Annotated in this window: 20 protein-coding genes; 9 read left to right on the forward strand and 11 right to left on the reverse strand. The window is 66.9% G+C overall.

Features of this window, described 5'->3' with window-relative positions; genetic code table 11:
* Positions 1-27: 27 nt before the first annotated feature.
* The 7 genes from ACFSX5_RS14990 to ACFSX5_RS15020 form a co-directional block, all read right to left on the reverse strand.
* Positions 28-1,305, reverse strand: a complete 1,278-nt coding sequence (locus tag ACFSX5_RS14990) for an AGE family epimerase/isomerase (protein ID WP_386834515.1) — start codon at positions 1,303-1,305, stop codon at positions 28-30.
* Between the two features lie 99 nt (positions 1,306-1,404).
* Positions 1,405-2,352 carry a class 1 fructose-bisphosphatase gene (locus tag ACFSX5_RS14995; RefSeq protein WP_386834516.1) on the reverse strand — a complete coding sequence of 316 codons (948 nt, stop codon included), beginning with the start codon at positions 2,350-2,352 and terminating at the stop codon, positions 1,405-1,407.
* Positions 2,353-2,511: 159 nt separating this feature from the next.
* On the reverse strand, positions 2,512-7,200 hold the full coding sequence (locus ACFSX5_RS15000; RefSeq protein ID WP_386834517.1) for an NAD-glutamate dehydrogenase: 4,689 nt from the start codon (positions 7,198-7,200) through the stop codon (positions 2,512-2,514).
* A gap of 84 nt (positions 7,201-7,284) precedes the next feature.
* Complete coding sequence (locus ACFSX5_RS15005; RefSeq protein ID WP_386834518.1) at positions 7,285-7,749, reverse strand: YaiI/YqxD family protein; 465 nt, start codon at positions 7,747-7,749, stop codon at positions 7,285-7,287.
* 6 nt (positions 7,750-7,755) lie between these two features.
* Complete coding sequence (locus ACFSX5_RS15010) at positions 7,756-8,031, reverse strand: DUF6894 family protein (RefSeq protein ID WP_386834519.1); 276 nt, start codon at positions 8,029-8,031, stop codon at positions 7,756-7,758.
* An 84-nt stretch (positions 8,032-8,115) separates the two neighbouring features.
* On the reverse strand, positions 8,116-8,655 hold the full coding sequence (locus ACFSX5_RS15015; protein ID WP_386835656.1) for a flavin reductase family protein: 540 nt from the start codon (positions 8,653-8,655) through the stop codon (positions 8,116-8,118).
* A 72-nt stretch (positions 8,656-8,727) separates the two neighbouring features.
* Positions 8,728-9,330, reverse strand: coding sequence for a superoxide dismutase (locus tag ACFSX5_RS15020; RefSeq protein ID WP_386834520.1), 603 nt, complete (start codon positions 9,328-9,330; stop codon positions 8,728-8,730).
* 153 nt (positions 9,331-9,483) lie between these two features.
* On the opposite strand from ACFSX5_RS15020, the gene ACFSX5_RS15025 reads away from it, so the two are divergent.
* The 6 genes from ACFSX5_RS15025 (at position 9,484) to ACFSX5_RS15050 (ending at position 13,212) form a co-directional block, all read left to right on the forward strand.
* A complete protein-coding gene (locus ACFSX5_RS15025) occupies positions 9,484-10,086 on the forward strand; it encodes a helix-turn-helix transcriptional regulator (RefSeq protein ID WP_386835657.1) in 603 nt (200 codons plus the stop codon).
* A complete protein-coding gene (locus ACFSX5_RS15030; RefSeq protein WP_386834521.1) occupies positions 10,083-10,562 on the forward strand; it encodes a group III truncated hemoglobin in 480 nt (159 codons plus the stop codon). The genes ACFSX5_RS15025 and ACFSX5_RS15030 overlap by 4 nt, the downstream gene beginning before the upstream one ends.
* Positions 10,563-10,629: 67 nt before the next feature.
* Positions 10,630-11,730 carry a M24 family metallopeptidase gene (locus ACFSX5_RS15035; protein WP_386834523.1) on the forward strand — a complete coding sequence of 367 codons (1,101 nt, stop codon included), beginning with the start codon at positions 10,630-10,632 and terminating at the stop codon, positions 11,728-11,730.
* Positions 11,731-11,835: 105 nt separating this feature from the next.
* Positions 11,836-12,204: a PilZ domain-containing protein gene (locus tag ACFSX5_RS15040; protein ID WP_386834524.1), complete on the forward strand. Its 369-nt coding sequence runs from the start codon at positions 11,836-11,838 to the stop codon at positions 12,202-12,204.
* Positions 12,205-12,314: 110 nt separating this feature from the next.
* Positions 12,315-12,695 carry a response regulator gene (locus ACFSX5_RS15045; protein WP_386834525.1) on the forward strand — a complete coding sequence of 127 codons (381 nt, stop codon included), beginning with the start codon at positions 12,315-12,317 and terminating at the stop codon, positions 12,693-12,695.
* A gap of 22 nt (positions 12,696-12,717) precedes the next feature.
* Positions 12,718-13,212, forward strand: coding sequence for a response regulator (locus ACFSX5_RS15050; RefSeq protein WP_386834526.1), 495 nt, complete (start codon positions 12,718-12,720; stop codon positions 13,210-13,212).
* Here ACFSX5_RS15050 and ACFSX5_RS15055 read toward each other — a convergent pair.
* From ACFSX5_RS15055 to ACFSX5_RS15065, 3 genes are read right to left on the reverse strand one after another with little or no spacing between them, the layout of a single operon-like run.
* A complete protein-coding gene (locus tag ACFSX5_RS15055) occupies positions 13,209-14,579 on the reverse strand; it encodes a sigma-54-dependent transcriptional regulator (protein WP_386834527.1) in 1,371 nt (456 codons plus the stop codon). The genes ACFSX5_RS15050 and ACFSX5_RS15055 overlap by 4 nt on opposite strands.
* On the reverse strand, positions 14,576-15,289 hold the full coding sequence (locus ACFSX5_RS15060) for a sensor histidine kinase (protein ID WP_386834528.1): 714 nt from the start codon (positions 15,287-15,289) through the stop codon (positions 14,576-14,578). The genes ACFSX5_RS15055 and ACFSX5_RS15060 overlap by 4 nt, the downstream gene beginning before the upstream one ends.
* Positions 15,290-15,310: 21 nt before the next feature.
* Positions 15,311-16,411: a hypothetical protein gene (locus ACFSX5_RS15065; RefSeq protein ID WP_386834529.1), complete on the reverse strand. Its 1,101-nt coding sequence runs from the start codon at positions 16,409-16,411 to the stop codon at positions 15,311-15,313.
* A gap of 222 nt (positions 16,412-16,633) precedes the next feature.
* On the opposite strand from ACFSX5_RS15065, the gene ACFSX5_RS15070 reads away from it, so the two are divergent.
* The 3 genes from ACFSX5_RS15070 (at position 16,634) to ACFSX5_RS15080 (ending at position 19,659) form a co-directional block, all read left to right on the forward strand.
* On the forward strand, positions 16,634-17,617 hold the full coding sequence (locus ACFSX5_RS15070) for a tripartite tricarboxylate transporter substrate-binding protein (RefSeq protein WP_386834531.1): 984 nt from the start codon (positions 16,634-16,636) through the stop codon (positions 17,615-17,617).
* Positions 17,618-17,684: 67 nt separating this feature from the next.
* Positions 17,685-18,143, forward strand: a complete 459-nt coding sequence (locus ACFSX5_RS15075) for a tripartite tricarboxylate transporter TctB family protein (protein ID WP_386834532.1) — start codon at positions 17,685-17,687, stop codon at positions 18,141-18,143.
* A gap of 10 nt (positions 18,144-18,153) precedes the next feature.
* Positions 18,154-19,659 (forward strand): tripartite tricarboxylate transporter permease, encoded by a 1,506-nt coding sequence (locus tag ACFSX5_RS15080; RefSeq protein WP_386834533.1) that lies wholly within the window; start codon positions 18,154-18,156, stop codon positions 19,657-19,659.
* Positions 19,660-20,319: 660 nt separating this feature from the next.
* Here the strand turns inward: ACFSX5_RS15080 and ACFSX5_RS15085 are convergent.
* Positions 20,320-21,105 (reverse strand): SDR family NAD(P)-dependent oxidoreductase, encoded by a 786-nt coding sequence (locus tag ACFSX5_RS15085; protein WP_386834534.1) that lies wholly within the window; start codon positions 21,103-21,105, stop codon positions 20,320-20,322.
* Between the last annotated feature and the right edge of the window lie 5 nt (positions 21,106-21,110).

Raw genomic sequence — 21,110 nt, forward strand, 5'->3', positions numbered from 1 at the left:
CGCATGTGGCGCCGTTCGGTTGTCGGCTCAGTGGCCGCGCTTGATCGTGTGGTCGGCCTCGATGATGGCCCGGGTCAGGCTGCCCGTGGCCGGATAAAGCGGGATCAGGCAGGCCTGCAGCGCGTGATAGATATCCGGCTTGCCCACGAACAGCCGCGACCCCGGACGCAGATCTTCGCTCAGCTCGCTCAGCCAGCCGCCGCGCGCATGGTCGATCACGTGGTTCTCGGCATAGTCCCACAGGCACCGGTACCAGGCCTGGAAATAATCCTCGGTGACATCATGCGCCGAAATGAACGCCGCAGCGCCAATGGCCTCCGCCACCGGCCACCACAGCTTCTCGCGCATCGCCGGCTTGTTGTCCCAGTCCAGCGTATAGAAAAAGCCGCCATGAGCCTTGTCCCAGCCGAGATCGACGGCGCTGCGGAACAGGTTGCGCGCCGCCTCCGGCATCCATGAATGCCGCTTCGCGCCGAGCACCCACAACTGGTATAGCAGCCGCGCCCATTCCAGCCAGTGGCCGGGCGTCGTGCCGGAGGGCCGGAACATTTCGCTCTCGTGCTTGTAGGTCTTGTCGAGCGACCAGTCCTCGTGGAAGTGCTCGGCCACCCGGTGCCCCAGCGGCACGGCATTGCGGGCGATGATCAGCTCGGCAATCCGCTCGGCCTTGTTGAGATAGCTCTTGTCCCCGGTCGCCTCGAACGCCGCCATCAGCGCCTCGGTGAGGTGCATGTTCGAGTTCTGGCCGCGATACCTGGTGATGTTCGACCAGTCGTTGGCGAACTCCTCGCGCACCGCCCCGGCCTTGTCGTCCCAGAACCGCGTGTTGATCACCTCGGTGGCGTCGGCCAACACCTGCGGCGCCAGTGGATGCCCCACCAGCGTGGCGCTCGACGCCGCCAGCAGCACGAAGGCATGGCCATAGGCCTGCTTGGTCGGATCGACATGCCCCTCGTCGTCCAGCGACCAGACATAGCCGCCATGGCGCTGGTCGCGGTGCCTGTTCCACAGATACTGCATGCCATGGTCGACGATCTCGTCCGATCCCGGCCGCCCGATCAGGCTGCCGATCGTGGCGCAGTGGATCATGCGCGTCGTCACATGGATCTGCCGGGTGGCATTATCCGGCGTAACCGGCCTTCCGTCGTCGCTCAGCTCGAAGAACCCGCCCTTGGGATTGATCGACGGCGCCTCGAAGAAGTCGAACAGGTTGTTGGCCTGCCGCATCAGGTACTGCCGGTGAAACGGCCGGCTCTGCCAGGGGCTGGAATTGGTCCGGGGCAGGGTGGTCTGGACGTCGCGCATGCTCTCTCCCGCGGCTGCTGCCGCCACTTCGCGCGTCTTCCTAGCGTGATCCCGGCAACGTTGCAATTTGCCACATGGCGCCGATTTCGGCCGCGGCGATTACCCCTTGGCGTACCACGCCTCCACCCGCCGCACCTCTTCGCTCGAGCCCAGGATCACCGGCACCCGCTGGTGAATCCCGCTCGGCACGATATCGAGTATGCGCTCGCGCCCGGTGATGGCCGCTGCGCCCGCCTGCTCCATCACCATCGCCATCGGGTTTGCCTCATACAGCAGCCGCAGCCGCCCGCCCTTGCTCGCCGTTTCGCTGTCGAGCGGATAAAGGAAAATCCCGCCCCGCATCAGGATGCGGTGCACATCCGCCACCATCGAGCCGATCCAGCGCATGTTGTAGCGCTTGCCCGCCGCCCCGCTCTCGCCGGCAACATTCTCGGCCACATAGCCCTTGGTGGCCGCGTCCCAGAACCGTTCCCGTGCCGTGTTGATGGCATATTCCGCCGAGGCTTCCGGCACCCGCACATTCTCATGCGTCATCTGGAAGGCGCCGTTCTTGTCGAGCGTGAACACCGCCACGCCGCTGCCCACCGTCACCACCAGCGTTGTCGCCGGGCCATAGGCGATGTAGCCCGCCGCCAGTTGCGCCGTCCCCGGCTGCGTCAGCCCACCATTGGCGCGCAGCACCGAGAAGATCGTGCCGACGGTGACGTTCACATCGAGGTTCGAGGAGCCGTCCAGGGGGTCGGTCGCCACCATGTAGGCGCCCTGATTCTCCATGTGAACCGCTTCATCCAGCTCTTCCGACACCAGAATCGAAACCGCGGGATTTTGGCGCAAGTGCTTGAGAACGATGTCGTTGCTGATGACGTCGAGCTGCTTCTGCTCTTCGCCCTGCACGTTGACCGAACCCACCAGCCCGACCAATCCTTCGATTGGCGCCTGCTCCAGCATGTCGACGATCTCCGCGCCCGCGGCAGCCATGCTGGCGATCACGGAGCCGAGTTCGCTGTCGACGGGTTGCTGGGAAAGCCACTGCGCAAGTTCGGTCATGCTTGTCTCCTTGTCCGGTCAGTCTCCCGAACCCGGCAACGCGCGCAACACGACTTTCGACGCAACCACCAGCATCCTGTTCATGGCCCCCCTCCCCATGTTGGGAGGGATCGAGGGTGGGGTGGAGCCAGGGGAGTACGCTCCCTCAGTGGAGCGTTCTCACCCCTCCTGTGCCAGGTCCGACAACAACCCCGCCGTTACCGACAACCGCGACACCGTCAGCGTCCCCTCGGCCAATGCGGCCATTGCGCCTGCGGTGCGTGACACGCCCCGCTCATGCCGCTGTCGCCATGCTTCGAGCCGATCCGGCACCGGGCCATCGCCGCTGCGCAGCACATCCCCCGCAAGGTCGCGCTGCGCCCGGAGCAGGTTGGCGAGCGCCCGGTCCAGCGCCATCCGGTCGTACCGGTCCGGCAATTGCAGCGCCCGCGCCTGCTCCAGCACCGGGCCAAGCCCGAAATCGCCGAACAGGCCGAAGAACGCCTCGGCAGCCTCCTCCACCGTGACGCCGGCGCGCTCCGCCACCAGCACCACGTCGCTGGCAAAGCCCATGACCGGCAGGCTGGCGAGCCGCTGCGCAAGCGGCGAGGGCACCCCTTGCTCTTCCATCCGTGCCGCGCGAGCGGTCACGGCATCGCGCAACGCCGATGGCAGGCCATGCGGCATCATGCGGGCCAGTGTCGCCGCACCGGCGCGGTGGATCTCCACCAGCTGCACCAGCCCGCCCGCCAGGTTGGCATGTCGGAGGAACCACAGCGTTTCCTGCCGCAACAGCGCCATCACCGCCGCCTGCAGCTCCAGTTGCACTGCCCCGGCGATGATGCCGTCCAGCGACTCGATCTGCGCATTGAGGGCCTCGAGTCCGAACACCTCTCGTGCTGCGACATAGGCCAGGGCGATCTCGCCGGGTCCGGCGCTGGTGGCCGAGGTCAGCTCGGTAACGAAGGCCGGCCCGCCCCGGTTGATCATGGCGTTGGCCAGCACCGTGGCGATCACCTCCCGCCGCAGCCGATGCCCCTCGATCGCTTCGGGAAATTCCCGATGCAGGGTCTCGGGGAAGTAGCGGAACAGTTCGCCGGCGAGCGCCCCATCCTCGACCAGCGGGCTTTCCAGCAGGTCCTCGTTGAGCGTCAGCTTGGCATAGGCCATCAGCACGGCCAGTTCCGACCGAGTCAGGCCTCGCCCCGTCGCTGCTCGCGTATCGAGCACGGAGTCGGTGGGCAGGAACTCGACCGCGCGGTCCAGTTCCCCGCGAGCGACCAGGGCCTCCATCAACTCGCGATGATCCGGCAATTCTGCCGCCCCGGTTCGCTCCGCCAGCGAAAGCGCGAGCGTCTGCAGGTAGTTGTTCTCGAGGCAGAGCGCCGCCACCTCGTCGGTCATCCGCACCAGCAGGTCGTTGCGTGCCTCGAGGCCCATCGTCCCCGATGCGACCAGCGGCTGCAGCGCGATCTTGATGTTGACCTCGAGGTCCGAGGAATTCACCCCGGCGGAATTGTCGATGGCATCGGTGTTGATCCGGCCACCTGCCAGTGCGAACTCGACGCGGGCGCGCTGCGTCACCCCCAGATTGGCGCCTTCACCGACCACCTTGGCGCGCAGAGTATCCGCCGAGACGCGGATCGCGTCATTGGCGCGGTCGCCGACATCCGCATCGGTCTCCTGGCTCGACCGCACATAGGTGCCGATACCGCCGAACCAGAGCAGGTCCACTTCGGCCTGAAGGATCGCGGAGATCACCGCCGCCGGTGCGGCGTGGTCGGTGCTGATCCCGAGGAGCGACTGCATCTGTGACGAAAGCGGAATGGACTTGGCGTTGCGTGGGAACACGCCGCCACCGGCCGAGATCAGGTTCCGGTCGTAGTCCTGCCAGCTCGATCGTGGCAGCCGGAACAGCCTCTCCCGCTCCGCGTAGCTGGTCTCCGCATCGGGATCGGGGTCGATGAAGATGTCGCGGTGGTCGAACGCTGCCACCAGCCGGATATGCCGGCTCAGCAGCATGCCGTTGCCGAACACGTCACCGCTCATGTCCCCGACGCCGGCGACGGTGAACGGCTCGCGCTGGATGTCGCGGTCCATCTCGCGGAAGTGCCGCTTCACCGCCTCCCAGGCACCCCGGGCAGTGATGCCCATCTTCTTGTGGTCGTATCCGGCCGATCCACCCGAGGCGAAGGCATCGCCGAGCCAGAAGCCGCGGCGCACCGCGATCGCATTGGCCGTGTCGGAGAAGCTCGCGGTGCCCTTGTCGGCGGCGACCACGAGGTAGGGATCATCCCCGTCCCGCCGCACCACCTGCCGTGGCGGCTCGACCGCACCGGCCACGAGGTTGTCGGTCACGTCCAGCATCGCCTCGACATAGGTCGAGTAGGCGGCGACGCCTTCGGCCTGCATTGCCTCGCGCGGCATCCCGGCCACGAGCCGCTTCGGCACGAATCCGCCCTTGGCCCCCACCGGCACGATCACCGAGTTCTTCACCTGCTGCGCCTTCACTAGCCCCAGCACCTCGGTGCGGAAATCCTCCGGCCGGTCCGACCAGCGGATGCCGCCGCGGGCAATGGCGCCGAACCGCAGATGGATGCCTTCCACGCGTGGCGAGTACACCGAGATCTCGCGATAAGGCCGCGGTTCCGGCATCCCGTCCACCTGCCGGCTGTCGAACTTGATCGCCAGCGCCGGGCGTGGCGCCCCATGCTCGTCGCGCTGAAAGGCATTGGTGCGCAGCGATGCCTCGATCAGGTTGAGAAACCTCCGGATGATGGTGTCCTCGTCGAGTGAGGTGGTGGCCTCGAGAGCAGCACGGATCTGTGCCCGTGCCGCCTCTGCGGCAGCTTCCCGATCCACGACAGCCGGATCGTGCAACCCCTTGATGAGACTCACCAATCCCGCCGCAGCTCCGGCATGCCGCACCAGCACGGCGGCGATATAGCGCTGCGAGAACGAGGTCCCGACCTGCCGCAGGTAGCGCGACAGGGCCCTGAGCCATGCCGCTTCCGTCCAGTCGAGACCTACGGTGGTCACCAGCGTGTTGATCTGGTCGCTTTCGGCTTCTCCGGACCACACGGCATGGAGGCCGGCCTCGATCCTGCCGGCACGCTCGCCGAAGTCCGGCAGACCCCCGGGCACTTCCAGCAGCATGTCATGGATGAAGCGCTCCACCCCGTCACGTGGGATCACCGTATAGGTGCGCTCCGCGATCACGGTGAACCCGAACGCTTCCAGCATCGGTACGCGCTGGCTGAGCGGCAGGGGCGTGCCGCGGTGGTAGAATTTCAGCGCCAGCGTGCCGTCACCCGCCTGCCGCTGACGCAGCCGCATCGCGACATCCCCCTCGTCGCCAAGACCCCGCAGGATGGCGATATCGGCCAGCGCCGTCGCGGCATCGTGGCGCGAGCGATACGCATCCGAGAACGCATCGCGATAGTCGCTGACGCTGCCGGCGTCGCCGGCTTCCGCCACGAGCAGGTCGCCGAAATTGCTGGTCAGCGCCGCCACCCGCGCTTCCAGTTCGCTCCGGCTCGGTCGCGGCGTTTCCCCACCCACGCGCCCGATGATCACGTGCAGCCGCACCAGTTCCCCCTCGGGGAAGTGCGGGTAATAGGCCGACACGCGCCCGTCATAGGCCTTGGCGAGATACTGCGTGATCCGCACCCGTGCCTGCACGTCGTAGCGGTCGCGCGGCACGAACACGAGGACCGAGACGAAATTGTCGAACCGGTCGATGCGCGGCAACACCCGCACCCGCGGCCGATCGTACAGCGAAGCGATAGTGGCGGCGTATTCCGCCAGTTCACTGGTGGAAACCTGGAACAGTTCGTCCCTTGGATAGCTGTCGAGCGCGCTCATCAGTGCCCGCCCGTCATGTGCACGCGGATCGAAGCCGGACCGTCGCATCACCTCGGCGATCTTTCGCCGTACCAGCGGTACGTCCGTATGCGGCGCCGCCAGCGCCTGCGCCGTGAACAGCCCGACAATGCGCAATTCGCCGGTCGCGCTGCCGTCCGGCCCCCGCAGCTTCACGCCGACATAGTCGAGATGCTGCCGCCGGTGCACGCGCGAGCGCACATTCGCCTTGGTCACCAGCACCGTCTCGCCGGACGCGACGAACTCCACCAGCTCCGGCGTTGACTCCACGAACTCCGCGCCGCTGCGCAGCACCCGCACGTCCGGGTCGCGCAGGATGCCGAGGCCGCTACCCGCCACCGGCTCCAGCCTGTCGCCGGTCAACTCGTAGCTGCGCATGCCGAGGAAGGTGAAATTGTGCTCCGTCAGCCAGTCGAGGAACCGCAGGGGCTCGTCGCCCTTGGGGGCAGGGGCCGTTTCGAGGTCACCCATCGCCTGCCGAACCCGCGTCAGCATCGGCTGCCAGTCGCCCACGGCCCAGGCCACGTCCCGCATGGTTCGCGCAATTTCCTCGCGCAGCGTTTCCGGATCGGCGACGGGGTCGCTGTGGATGTGCAGCATGCTGAGCTGCAGGCCGCCGTTCTGGCTGATGCGGCCTGCTTCCATCGACACCACCGGATGCACCACCAGCCGGATCGTTCCACCCGCCGCGCGCACGGCCGCCAGCGCGCTGTCGACGATGAACGGCATGTCGGGGGAGATGACGTCGATGACCAGCGGTGCCCCTGCTGTCGCCGGCGGCGTCAGGTGGATCTCGCTGCTTTCGCCGCGATGCGCCAGCAGGTGCTCCATCGCCTGCCGGATATGCGCTTCGAATTCCTCAAGCGGGATCTTGGAGAGATCCTCCGGATCGGCCGTCCGTTGCGCCTGCTCCAGCAGCAGGGCCAGCCCCGCCTCCTTGTCCGCAAGCTGCTCTACCCGGCTGGTTACCGCCGCCTGATCCGTCACTATGGCCTCCTTGTCACTCGCTCTCGGACCATAACGCACCTGTCCAAGATGAAAATGACAGCGTGGCTGCCCTACCTCTGCGGCCTATTGCGCCGCGAGCGCCTTGGCCTTGCGTCCCAGCGTGTCGAGCGCGCTGAGAAAGGCCGACCGGTCGGCCGGTCGGTAACCGGGATTATAGCCCTTGATCTCGCCGGTCTCGCGCAGATGCTGCTTCAGGTCGCGCATGGCCAGCGCCATGCCGATCGACGCGGTAGTGAACGGCTTGCCGGTAAAGCCCAGCACATGGCAGCCCTTGTCGATGGCGCGGCTCGCCAGCGGAATGTCGGCTGTCAGCACGATGTCGTTGGCCTGCGCGTGCTCGACGATCCAGTCATCGGCCGCATCGGCACCCGCCGCAACCACCACGACCTGCACCATCGGATCCCGCGATGGCCGCACGCCGCCATTGCTGACCAGCGTGATCACCAGCCCCAGCCGTTCGGCCACGCGCATGGCCTCGGCCTTCACCGGACAGGCGTCGGCATCGACATAGATGATCGGCTCAGCCATTGGCCCTCAGTGCAGCGTCGAAGGCGTCCACTCCTGCCCGCGCCGCGCTTTGCCAGGCGCCGCCCAGAACACCACATAGAGCAGGTCATGCCCCTTGGCATCGGTGATCTCGATCGAGCGGGGCAGGCGAGGGTCCTCGCCCCGGCTCAGCGCCCGGTCCACGATCGCTCGTCCGATTTCGGCGGCATTTTGCTCTGCCGCATCGAGGTCCTCGAACTCCTGGCCCTCCGGGTCGCGGATCAGTTCGTCATCGGTGCGGTAGTGGAAAAAATATCGGGGCATACGGTCTCTCCCTTGCGGGAAGAATGCCGGGGGTGACGCTGGGTTGCGCCGGCGCGCCCGACAAGCTTGGCACCTTGCGCCGGATCAGTCGAGCCCGCTTAGCCCGTGGTAGCGGTGGCGCTGCCACAACAGCGGCGAGCGGCTGGTGGTGGTTTCCGCCTCCACCACAGTGCCGGCGAACAGCACATGCGTGCCCGTCTCGATCGAGCCGGTGACCTCGCAATCGAGCGCCGCGGAAGCACCGATCAGCATCGGATGCCCCGAAGGCCATTCCGTCCACGAGCCGACGTCGAACCGCCCTTCCGGATCGATCCCGCCGGCAAACGCATCGGCGATCTCGCGCTGATCATCGGCCAGCAGTGCCAGCGAGAACCCGCCGCTCTTGGCGATCATGTCCGCCAGCCGGCTGACGATGTCGATGGACACGAGAATCGTCGGCGGGGCGATCGACAGCGACAGCATCGAGGTCACCGTCCGGCCCACCCGCTCGTCGCCGCGTCGCGCCGTGACCACGCTCACCGTCGACGCCATTGCGGACATCGCGGCCCGAAACTCGGCGCTGCCCACCGGCGGCCGCCGGGCTGGCGCAAGGCGCATGGTATCCGGCAGCTCGAAATCCGCCATGTCAGTCAAAGTCCTCTCCGTTCCACGGAGCTCGAGGGCGGCGGGCAAGCCGCCACCCCCGGGGCAACGTCCTCAGCCCAGATTGGCTTCAGCGAATTCGTAGTTCGCGAGCTTGTCGAGGAAGTTGGTCACATAGTCCGGGCGACGGTTGCGGAAGTCGACATAGTAGCTGTGCTCCCACACATCGAGGCCGAGCAGCACCTTGCCCTCGCCGGTGGCGATCGGGTTGGAGCCGTTGGGGGACTTGGTGGTCTTGAGCTTGCCGTCGGTGCCGAGCACCAGCCAGGCCCAGCCCGACCCGAACTGGGTGGTCGCAGCGGTCTTGAACTGCTCCTTGAAGGCGTCGACCGAACCGAAGTCCTCGACGATCTTCTGCTCGAGCTTGCCCGGGATACGGCCGCCATTCGGCGACAGGGCGTTCCAGAAGTGGATGTGGTTCCAGTGCTGGCCGGCATTGTTGAACACCGGCTGCATGTCGGCCTTGCCATTGGCGAAGGTGATGATTTCCTCGAGGCTCTTGCCCTGCAGCTCGGGGTTCTTTTCCACAAACCCGTTCAGGGCCGTCACATACGCCTGGTGGTGCTTGTCGTGGTGCAGTTCCAGCGTTTCCTGGCTCATGCCGCGCTCGGCAAGGGCGGAGTGGGCATAGGGGAGGGCGGGCAGTTCAAAGGCCATTTCTGTTCTCCTCGGATGGACTGGCGCTTGCATCCGGTGCATTCACCGGGTAATTTCCAAGCCATGCCTTTGAAAACCTCCGCCGTGGACAAGTCAAGCTCCAATCTGGCGACACCGGCCTGGTCGCCGCGCAGCGCATCGGAGCGGATCCTGATGGCGCTGAAGATGCACGGCTCGCTCACCGCCGCCGCGCTGGGCGAGCGCCTCGGCACCACAGGCGAAGCCGCCCGCCAGCAATTGCTGCGCCTTGCGGGGGAGGGGCTCGTCGCCGCCACCAGCACCCCCGGCACCGTCGGTCGCCCCACCCAGCGCTGGAGCCTCACCCCCGCGGCCCAAGCCCGCTTTCCCGACACCCACGCCGCGCTCACCGTTCAGCTTCTCGACATCGTCCGCTCGGCCCTCGGTGACGGCGCGCTCGACACCATCATCGCCACCCGCGAAACCGAAACCCGCGCCACCTATGCCGCGGCTCTCGATACTGCCCCGACCCTCCGCGACAAGGTCGCCGCCCTCGTCGCCTTGCGCAGCGCCGAAGGCTACATGGCGGGCTGGCACGAGGAAGAAGACGGCACCCTGGTGCTGATCGAAAACCACTGCCCCATCTGCGCCGCCGCCACCGCCTGCCAGAACTTCTGCCGCGCCGAACTCGACGTCTTCCGTGCCGTGCTCGGCCCCGGCGCCGAGGTCAACCGCGAGGAGCACATCGTCTCCGGTGGCCGCCGCTGCACCTATTCCATCCGTCCGGTATCCCCATGACCACGCCCGGCACTCGCCTCCACCGCATCGGCTGGGAAACCCCCGACGGCCTCACCGAAGAGCTGATCCGCAAGGTCGTCGACCAGTTCTACGCCGCGGCGCGCCGCGATCCCGTGATCGGCCCCGTGTTCAATCGCATCATCCCCGATGAGCAGTGGCCACGCCATCTCGCCCTCATCGCCGACTTCTGGAGCTCCATGCTGCTCGGCACCGGCCGCTACACCGGCCGCCCCATGCCCAAGCACCTGGCCATTCCCGAACTCGAGGACGCCCATTTCCAGCGCTGGCTCTCGCTCTTCCGCGTCACCGTGGAGCGGGTCTGCCCGCCCGAGATCGCCGCGGTGTTCATCGAGCGCTCCGAGCGCATCGGCAACAGCTTCCGCATGAACATCGCCATGCGCCGCGGCAAGGACATCACCGCCATGGGCCCGCTGGAGCGCGAGGCTCCGCCCGTTTGGACTCCGCCCGCGGAATAGTCCGGAGCCCCCTTGCGGGGCAGGGCAGGAGAGGCGTAGCTCTCAATACCCACCGGGACTCGTAGCCATGACCAATCCTCTTCTCGCCGCCCGCCTCGCCAACCTGCGCACCCGCATGGCCGAGACCGGCACCGATCTCGTCGCCCTCGGCCCCTCGAGCCACATGCTCTGGCTCGCCGACCTGTCGCCTCATGGCGACGAGCGGCCGGTGATGTTGTTGGTCAGCCAGGGTTTCGCGGGCTTCCTGATGCCGGCGCTCAACGTCGACAGCGCCCGCCAGCACACCGACCTGCCGTTCTTCCCCTGGACCGACGCCGACGGCCCGAACCAGGCTCTCTCCGATCTCCTTGCCGCCACCGGCATTCCCGACGCGCCCTCTGTCGTGCTCGATGAAACCATGCGCGCCGATTTCGCCCTGCTGTTGCTCGATGCCCTCCCGGGTGCGACGCGCCGCTTCACCGGCGACACCGTTGGCTGGCTCCGCGCCCGCAAGGACGACGGCGAGTACGCCCGCCTCAAGCAGTCGGCACTGCTCAACGACCGGGCCATGGAAGCGGGCTTCGCCGCCCTGCGCGAAGGCGTCACCGAGCTCGAGGTCGCCGCCGCCATCCGCGAATTCTACCGCGATAATGGCGCCACCACCGAGTTCTGCAGCGTCTGCTTCGGTCCCAACGGCGCCTTCCCCCACCACCACACCGGCAGCACCCGTCTTAAGCGCGGCGATGCGGTGCTGATCGACACCGGCGGCCGCATCGACGGCTATCCCTCGGACATGACCCGCGTCGGCTGGTTCGGTAGCGAGCCGGAAGGCCTCGCCGACATTCACGCCATCCTTGATCGTGCTGTCGAGGCTGCCATTGCTGCGGCGCGTCCCGGCGCCCTCGCACGCGATGTCGACCGTGCCGCCCGCGATGTGATCACCGCCGCCGGGTACGGCGACAACTTCCTCCACCGCACCGGCCATGGCCTCGGTCTCGATATCCACGAGCCGCCCTACATCACCGCCACCAGCGAGACCGTACTCGACGAGGGCATGGTGTTCTCGATCGAACCCGGCATCTATCTCGCCGGCCGTTTCGGGCTGCGCCTCGAGGAAATCGTCATCATCCGCGGCGGCCGCGCCGAGCTCTTTTCCGAGATGCCGCGCACCGCGGTCGCGGTGTCCTGATCGGCTAGGGCGCCATCGGCTTTCCCCAGTCGGTGACGCCGGCCCTCCGGCTTCTTGACACCCCGCACTGCGGGAGCCTGCGCGCCGACGAAAGCGGCGATATTGGTGCCGTTCACCGGCCTCTGTCAGGGTTATCCACGCCTGTGGACGATCGATAAACTTGTAGACGTTCGCGGCGTCGACTTCGGAGGTGGCCAGCACTATCTCGGTGCCATGAGCACCAGCAGTGCCGACCGCCGCCGCCATCCTCGCCAGCCCGTACACCTTCCCGCCACCCTCGTGGATGACGATGGGCTCACGCGCTATGAAGTGACCGTTCGCAACGTTTCTGCGGCGGGCGCCATGCTGGAATTCGCCGAACGGGCTCACGTCTCGCGCGAGTTCTACCTGCTGTTGCCGGGGCACAATATCCAGCCCTGCCGCCTCTGCTGGCAGAGTGGCACCCTGGCCGGCGTCGCTTACGTCGAGGCCTGAACCGGGCTCCGTAAACCCGCAGAACACTTGGACAAAACGGACGTGATCGGTCTCTGCGCGAACCAATCGCCTGTCATCTGCGTTTCACCCAGGTTAGTGCGGAGCGGAAAATGCAGTACCGAAATATCCTTGGGGGCAGGCGCGTCCTGATCCTCGAGGACGACTACCTGATTGTCGCCGAACTCGTTGAGTCGCTGCAAAGCATGGGTGCCGACGTCATCGGTCCCTGCGCCACCCTTGAGCAAGCCCGGCGGCATCTTCAGTCTGGTCGTCCCATCGATGTGGCAATCCTCGACGTGAACCTGTCGGGCAGGCCGGTCTTCCCCTTTGCCGACGAACTGCGCTCTCGTGGCATCCCATACGTGTTTGCCACCGCGTACGACGCAACGATGATCCCGAGCGCGCACAGAGACATCGAACGGTTCGGCAAGCCCTATGATGTCGGCCGCATTGCCAGAGCACTTCTCGAGCCCACCGCCGCCCTCGCTTGACCTGAACGGACGGGGATCGCAAGTGAGCCACTTCGATACAGCCGACAGTCTCCAGGGTAAGCGCATCCTCGTTGTAGGAGACGACTACTCCGTCGCCTCGGACATTTGCCGCCACCTGCGCGAACTCGGGGCCACCGTCCTCGGGCCAGCGCCAACGCCGTTTTACGCGCAAAGCCTGCTTGGCCGGCGTGGCGTCGACGTCGCCATCCTGGATGTCCTGTTATACGGCACCACCGTCTATTCGCTGGCAGACGAACTGGCGCGCCGAACCACGCCCATCATCTTTGCGACGGATCAGGACCAGAAGGACGCGCCCAGCCGCTTCCAGTCATCGCCATGGCTTCGCAAGCCCCTCGACCTTGGGCACCTGATCGCTCTGGTGCACGATGCAGCCCATGACCGGCCAGCGCAGCCGCTGTCCTGTCCCTCCGTCGTGCCACCGGCGGAAGTGGGCCCGCAAGGCGTTCAGGAACGTCTCGCCAAAGTCATCACCGGCCTGATGCGCTCCGGCCGCTAAACCTGCTCGGGCGCCCTCCGGCGCACCCCCAGTCGCCCCATCTTCTCGGTGAGTGTCCGACGCGGCACCTGTAGCACCTCGGCCGCCGCCGCCACCGAGCCATTGCTGCGTGCGAGCTCCGCCTCGATGATGTGGCGTTCATATGCCGCCACCCGGTCCGCCAAGCTCTGCCCCGACGAGGGGAGCGCCTGATCCTGCGGGTTCAGCATTCCCGCCAGTGACCGTCCCGCCGCCTCGATACCCAATGCGAACCGGTCCGCCGCCGCCCGCAACTCACGCACATTGCCGGGCCATCCATGCGTCATCAGAGCGTTCACGTCCGCCGGATGCAACTGTGGCACCGCGCGCCCGAAACGCTGTGCCGCCTGCTCGGCAAAGTGGTGGAACAGCAAGATGCAGTCTTCGCCACGCTCGCGCAAAGGCGGTAGCCGGAGCGTCGCCATGTTGAGCCGGTAGAACAGGTCGGCCCGGAACCGCCCCGCCTGTGCCTCCGCCCCAAGGTCCACCTTTGACGCTGCAATGATCCGCAGGTCGAGCGGGATCTGTCGGTTCGAGCCGAGCCGTTCCACCGTCCGCTCCTGGATCACGCGCAACACCTTGGCCTGCGCCAGAAGCGGCATCGACTCGATCTCGTCCAGCAACAGCGTGCCGCCATTGGCGAACTCGAACTTGCCCAGCCTCTGCCCCCGCGCGCCGGTGAATGCTCCGGCCTCGTGCCCGAACAGCTCCGACTCGATTAGCTCCGCCGGAATGGCCGCGCAGTTCACCGCCACGAACGGCCCCTTGGCGCGTGGGGAGAAGTCATGGAGGCACCGCGCCACCACCTCTTTTCCGGTCCCGGTCTCCCCGAGGACGATGACATCGGTGGGGATCGGCGCCAGCTCGCGAACAGCGTGCCGCAAGTCCTCCATCACCGGTGACGACCCGATCAGCCGCGCCGCCAGCTCGTTTTCGCCGCCATCGAGCCGCCGCCTCAGGTCGGCGACCTCCCGCTTCAGCGCCGCCTGGCTCGCCGCTCGGCGAATGCTCGCCACCAACTGGTCCGGCACATAGGGCTTCTGCAGGAAATCGAACGCGCCCGCCCGCATCGCCTCCACCGCCATTGGCACGTCGCCATGCCCCGTGATCAGGATCACCTCCGAGGGCAAGGCCCGGTCCCGCACTAGGCGCAAGAGGTCGAGGCCGGACATCCCCGGCATGCGCACATCCGTCAGCACCACGTCCGGCCGCACATCATCCAGCACCGCCAAGGCCTCGGCGCTGTTGCTCGCCGCCTCCGTCCGGAACCCCGACAACCGTAGCCATTGCGCCAATGCGGTGCGGACCATCTCCTCGTCATCAACGATCAGCACGACGGGTTCACTCATACGGTCAGACTCTCGCTTCTTGCGGTGGCCACCAGCGGCAGCCGCACGGTGAAGGCCGCCCCATGCCCGGGACGGCTCTCGACGGAAATCGATCCTCCGAGGTCCCGTACGAGACCGTAGGATATCGACAGCCCGAGCCCGAGCCCCCGCCCAGCCTCCTTGGTGGAATAGAATGGGTCGAACAGGTTCGGCAGGTCGCCCGCAGCCACACCCGCTCCGGTGTCGGTCACGGCGATCTCGACCTGCCCCTCGGCTTCTGCCGTGCCGATCGACAGCACCCGCACCGGCGAGTGCTCCATCGCATCCGCCGCGTTGGTGATCAGGTTGATCAGCACCTGCTCCAGATGCACCGGGTTGCCGCGCACCCGCAGGGCTCGGTTGGGCCGGCGATACTCCGTATCGACCCCGAAAGCCTTCAGCCTGTGGTCCACCAGTTCCAGCGCGTTGCTGATCACGCTCGCCAGCTCCGCCTCCATCGGTGCCTCGCTTTGCTTGCGGGCAAAGGTCTTGAGGTGTCCGGTCAGCGCCGCCAGCCGATCCACCACCTTGTCCATGGTGGCCAGGATCCCGCCGATCTCGGCATCCTGGCGCTGCGCCGCGAGCAGCTTGGCGCTGGCAAGGTGCGTCGTCAGCGCCGCCACCGGCTGGCTCACCTCATGCGCCACCCCGGCCAGCGCCTGCCCCAGGCTTGCGAGCTTCGCCGCCTGCACCAGGCTCGCCTGGGCCTCCGCCTATGCCTTCTCTGCGGCCACGCGCTCGGCGATTTCCGCCCGCAGTGCCTCGTTGGCGATATGCAGGTCCTCGGTGCGCTCGGCCACGCGCTGCTCCAGCCGCTCCCGTTCGGCCAGCCGCTGGGCGATCTGACGCCGCCGCAACACCAGCAACACGATCAGCAGCAACAGCGCGGCCGTTCCGAGTGCCGCTGCCCCCGCCGTGGTCAGCGCCGTGGCATGCAGCGGCGCCAGCGGCGTGAACGACACCAGCCGCCAGCCATGCTTGGGCAGCCGCAATTCGCGCAGCAGGAAATAGCCCGACGTCTCCGGATCGCTCCCGGCAATATGCGCGAACTCGGCGCCCCGTGACGGCCAGCGGTCGCTGATGATCCCGGCATTGTCGATGCCCGCCTCGCCATAGCGCTGCTGCGTCGCGACCGCCTCCACCCGATTATCCGGAATGGTCTTGAGCGGCCGGTAGCGCCAGTCGGGCCGTGTCGACAGAATGGCGACGTCGTTGACGTCCAGAATGGCAATCAGCTCTCCCGACCGCCACCACGTCGCTTCGATCTCGCCAAGGTTGATCTTGGTTACCGCCACCCCGAGCGGCCCATCCGGCCCATCCACCCGCTGCGACAGGAAATGGCCCGGCACATTGGTCGAGATGCCGAAGGCGTAGTATTCGGCGCTGCCATGCTCCATCGCCTCGGCAAAATACGGCCGGAACTCGTAATTGGTGCCGACGAGGCTGGTCAGCGTCCACCAGTTGCTGGCCGCCACCACCGCGCCGCTGCGGTCCATCAGGAACAGTTCGCTCGCCCCGGCAGTCTCGTTCAGCCGGCTCAGAAAGCCGTTCGCTGCCTCCGTCGCCGCCGCATCGCTCGGGTCCTCGAGTGCAGCGCGGGTTTCACGCGCCTGCGAGATCGCGACCGGCAGGTAGTGGAAGCGCTCGATGATCGCCTCCAGCGTACGATCGAACAGCGCCAGCCGCCGCTGCGCGCCATTGCCGGCCTCATCGATGGCGCTGGAGAGCGTCGCTTCATAAGTGCCCCAGCCGACCAGCAGCATGGCTGCGAGACCAATGCCGAATGGGAGCAGGTGGCGGCGCTCGAGGCGCAAACCCTGTACTCCCCTCCACCCCACCATGGCTCCTCCCGGCAGCTAGGCAAGAAGTTGCCCGCGCTGCCGTCGCACTTGAGCAACTTTCTGCCTGGGGTGCCAGCACAATTCGCACAAGTACGCATGGCTGCCTTGCAGCTGCCGCGTGGCACGTGCCTTGCTACGTCCACTGCAGGCCCGGGGAGGAATTCGGGCCGCCCAAATCACTCGGGAGGAAAAACAATGAAGACTGTCTCCACCATTCTTGCAGCCGCGCTGGTGGCCGGAACTGCCCTGGCGGCCCCGTCCGTCATGGCGCAGGACTATCCGACCCAGCCCATCACCATCGTCGTGCCCTTCTCGGCCGGTGGTCCCACCGACACCGTCACCCGTCTCGTTGCTGCAGCCATGAGCGAGGATCTCGGCCAGCAGGTGGTGGTGCAGAATGTCGGCGGCGCCGGCGGCACGCTGGGCGCCGGTCAGGTCGCCGCCGCCACCAATGACGGCTACACCCTGCTGCTGCACCACATCGGCATGTCGACGGCCCCGGCGCTCTACGCCAGCCTGCCTTACGACCCCATCACCGACTTCGAGCCGATCGGCCTCGTCACCGAAGTGCCGATGACCATCGTGGCGCGCAAGGATTTCGAGCCCGAAACGCTCGAGGACCTCATCGCCCACGTCAAGGAGAACGGCGAGAACGTCACCTACGCCAATGCCGGCATCGGCGCCGCCAGCCAGCTCTGCGGCCTGCTGTTCATGGACGCGCTCGACACCAGGATGACCGAAGTCCCCTACCAGGGCACCGGCCCGGCCATGACCGACCTGCTGGGCGGCCAGATCGACATGATGTGCGATCAGACCACCAACACCACCTCCCAGATCCAGGCCGGCGAGATCAAGGCCTACGCCGTGACCACGCCCGAGCGCATCGACGTCCTTCCCGACGTGCCGACCATGGCCGAGGGCGGCATCGAGGACTTTGAGCTGGCCATCTGGCACGGCCTCTATGCCCCCGCCGGCACCGATCCCGCTATCGTCGAGCGCCTGACCCAGTCGCTGCAGGTGGCCCTCGCCAACGAGACCGTCGCCACCAGCTTCGCCGATCTCGGCACCGCCCCGGTCACGGCCGAAGAGGCGACGCCCGATGCCCTGGCGCAGCGCCTCGAAGAGCAGATCGCCCTCTGGGGTGAGGTGATCGCCGCCGCCGGCGTCGCCGCGCAGTAAGCGTCCGAAACCGAACGAGGTCTCCGACCCTGCGGGGCCGGAGACCTGCTGCATCAGGGGGACAATGGTGCTCAACGCTTCCCGGAACGATCTGGCCTCGGCGGCCATGTTCATCGCCTTCGGCTCGTATTTTGCGCTCGAAGCGCTGCGCTACGACTTCGGCACGCCCTTCCGCATGGGCCCCGGCTTCATGCCTGTCGTTCTCGGCGGCATTCTGGTGCTGCTCGGCGTCGCCGTGGCCATCAAGGGGCTCAACAATCCCGACGAGGAAGCGGCTCCCCCCTGGCCATGGCGCGGTATGGCGCTGGTGCTCGGCACCATCATCTTCTTTGCCGCGACCATTCGCGGCCTCGGCTTCATTCCCGTGGTGCTGATCTCCGGCTTCGCCACCGCCCTGTCCAGCCGCCGCAACACCATTCTCTCGGCGCTCGTGATCAGCGTCGGCCTCTGCGTGCTGTGCGTGCTGATCTTCGTTGTCGGCCTCGGCCTGTTGGTGCCGTGGTTCGGCCCCTGGCTGCGGTTCTAGGAGACGCGTGATGGACCTTCTCTCTTCCCTCGCGCTGGGCTTCACCGTCGCGCTCGACCCGGTCAACATCCTCTACTGCTTCCTCGGCGTGCTGCTCGGCACACTGGTCGGCGTGCTGCCTGGCATCGGGCCCACCGCCACCATCGCCATGCTGCTGCCGATCACGTTCACCCTCAATGCCGAAACGGCGCTGATCATGCTGGCCGGTATCTACTACGGCGCCCAGTATGGTGGCTCCACCACCGCCATCCTGATCAACCTGCCCGGCGAGTCCTCCGCCGCCGTCACCGCCATCGACGGCTATCAGATGGCCCGGCAGGGCAGAGCGGGTCCGGCGCTCGCTTCCGCCGCCATCGGCTCCTTCTTCGCCGGCTCGGTGGCGACGCTCCTGCTCGCCTTCTTCGCGCCGCCGCTCGCCCGCGCCGCGCTCAATTTCGGCGCGCCGGAATACTTCTCCCTGATCGTCCTCGGTCTCCTGGTCTCCATCGCCCTGGCCCACGGCTCCATCCTCAAGGCGCTCGGCATGATCGTCCTCGGCCTCCTGCTCGGCATGGTCGGGCAGGACATCTATACCGGCCAGCCCCGCTTCACCTTCGGCGTGCGCGAACTGTTCGGCGGCCTCAACTTCGTCGCCGTTGCCGTGGGCGTCTTCGGTGTCGCCGAGATCCTGCGCAATCTCGAGCGCGAGACCGAGCGCGAAGTCGGGGTCAAGAAGGTCTCCAACCTCTGGCTCACCCGCGAGGACATCCGCCGCATCACCATGCCCATCCTGCGCGGCACCGGCCTCGGCTCCCTGCTGGGCGTGCTACCGGGCGGCGGACATATCCTCTCCTCCTTCGCCTCCTATTCCGCCGAAAAGCGCCTCAGCAAGACGCCGGGCGAATTCGGCAAGGGCGCCATCGAGGGCGTCGCCGGACCCGAATCCGCCAACAATGCCGCGGCGCAGACCTCCTTCATTCCGCTGATGACCCTCGGCATCCCGGCGCACCCGGTGATGGCGCTCATGGTCGGTGCCTTCATCCTCCAGGGCATCACCCCGGGCCCCAACGTCATCAACGACCAGCCGGCGCTGTTCTGGGGCATCATCGCCTCGATGTGGATCGGCAATCTGCTGCTCGTCATCCTCAACCTGCCGCTGGTGGGCCTGTGGGTGAAGATGCTGTCCATCCCCTATCGCGTGCTGTTCCCGGCGATCGTGCTCTTTGCCTGCATCGGCACCTTCTCGATCAACCAGAACATCTACGATATCTACGCCATCGCCTTCTTCGGCATCGTCGGCTACCTGCTGATCCGCTTCGGCTGCGAACCGGCGCCGCTCCTGCTCGGCTTCGTCCTCGGCCCGCTCCTCGAAGAACACCTGCGCCGCGCCATGATCATCTCGCGCGGCGACCCCTCCATCTTCATCACCCGCCCCATCTCCGCCGCCCTGCTGCTCCTCGCCGTCACCGCCGTAGTGATCGCCGTCCTCCCCAGCATCCGCAAGAAGCGTGAAGAGGTGTTCGTCGAGGAAGACTGAGGCCCTGAATACCCAGCGGCCTCTCCCACCCACTCGATGTCACCCCGGCCTTGAACCGGGGTCCATCCCGAGATCTCTCCACGGCCGCCAGATGGTGGTGAAGCCACCTCAGGCTGGACCCCCGCTTTCGCGGGAATGACACCGCGACATTTGTGGAGCCACCCCCACCCAACCTCCCCCTCAAGGGGGAGGGGCCGCATCGGCACCTGCCGCAGCCCCTCCACCCCCACAGGCCCGATCCCTCCCCCGCTCGCGGGGGAGGTTAGGTGGGGGCCGGCGCCCCGACCGCTTCACCACCCTATCCACACGCTCGGTGTCACCCCGGCCTTGAGCCGGGGCCCATCCCGAGATCTCTCCACCGCCGCCAGATAGTGGTGAAACCACCTCAGGCTGGATTCCCGCTTTCGCAGGAATGACACGGAGCTTTTGTGGAACTCACCCCCACCCAGCCTCCCCCGCAGGCGGGGGAGGGGCGCATCGGCGCCTGCCGCAGCCACTACGCACCCACCGGCCCGTCCCTCCCCCGCTCGCGGGGGCTTCGAGCCGGCCGAAGGCGAAATCGCTCCAGTGGAGCGATTTCAGGTGAGAAGGCCATGAGGGCTGTGCCCGAATGGCAAAGGTGGGGGCTGCTGCAATGAGCGGTGAACCAGCGCCACCCCCTCACACCGTCCTCAACCACCCGCCATCCACGAAATACGTCGACCCTGTCGAATAGCTCGCCTTGTTCGAGCACAGGAACACGAAGAAATGCGCCAGCTCCTCGGGGGTGGCGAAGCGCTGCATGCCGCCGGCCTCGTCGGCCACACCCTGCAGGTGCGCCTGGTACCCATCCTCCCCGGCTATCTGCTTGGCGGTCTTGACCCAGTCCGGCGTCAGCACCAGCCCGGGATTAATGGTGTTCACCCGGATATTGTCCTTCACCACCTCGTTGGCGAGGGTCTTGGAGAACATCATCAGCGCCGCCTTGGTGGTGTTGTAGATCGGCTCGTACCACAGCGGCTGCACCGCACAGATCGAGGCGTTGTGCAGCACCACCCCGCCGCCGCGTTCCCGCATCGTGGGCACCAGGTCGCGCCCCAGTCGCACCGCCGCCATCACGTGCAGGTCCCAGTAATACTGCCACTTGGCGTCGTCGGCGTCCTGGATCGTCTCGTTCGATCCGGTCCCGGCATTGTTGATCAGGATATCGGCGCCACCGAACTTCCGCTTCGTCGCGTCCACCACCGCCTCGCAACCGGCCGCCGTCGCGACATCCGCCGCCACCCCGATCGCCGTCACCCCATGCGCCTCGGCCACGCGCACCGCCTCGCGCTCGGCCCGGCCACCGTCCCGCCCCACCAGCACCAGATCGACGCCCTCGGCGGCCAATCCCTCCGCCACCGCGAGTCCGATACCCACGGTGCCGCCGGTGATGACGGCAACCTTGCCCCGCAAACCCAGATCCATCTTGT

This window comes from Devosia albogilva (assembly GCF_042685625.1).
GTDB classification, from domain to species: Bacteria; Pseudomonadota; Alphaproteobacteria; order Rhizobiales; family Devosiaceae; genus Devosia; species Devosia albogilva.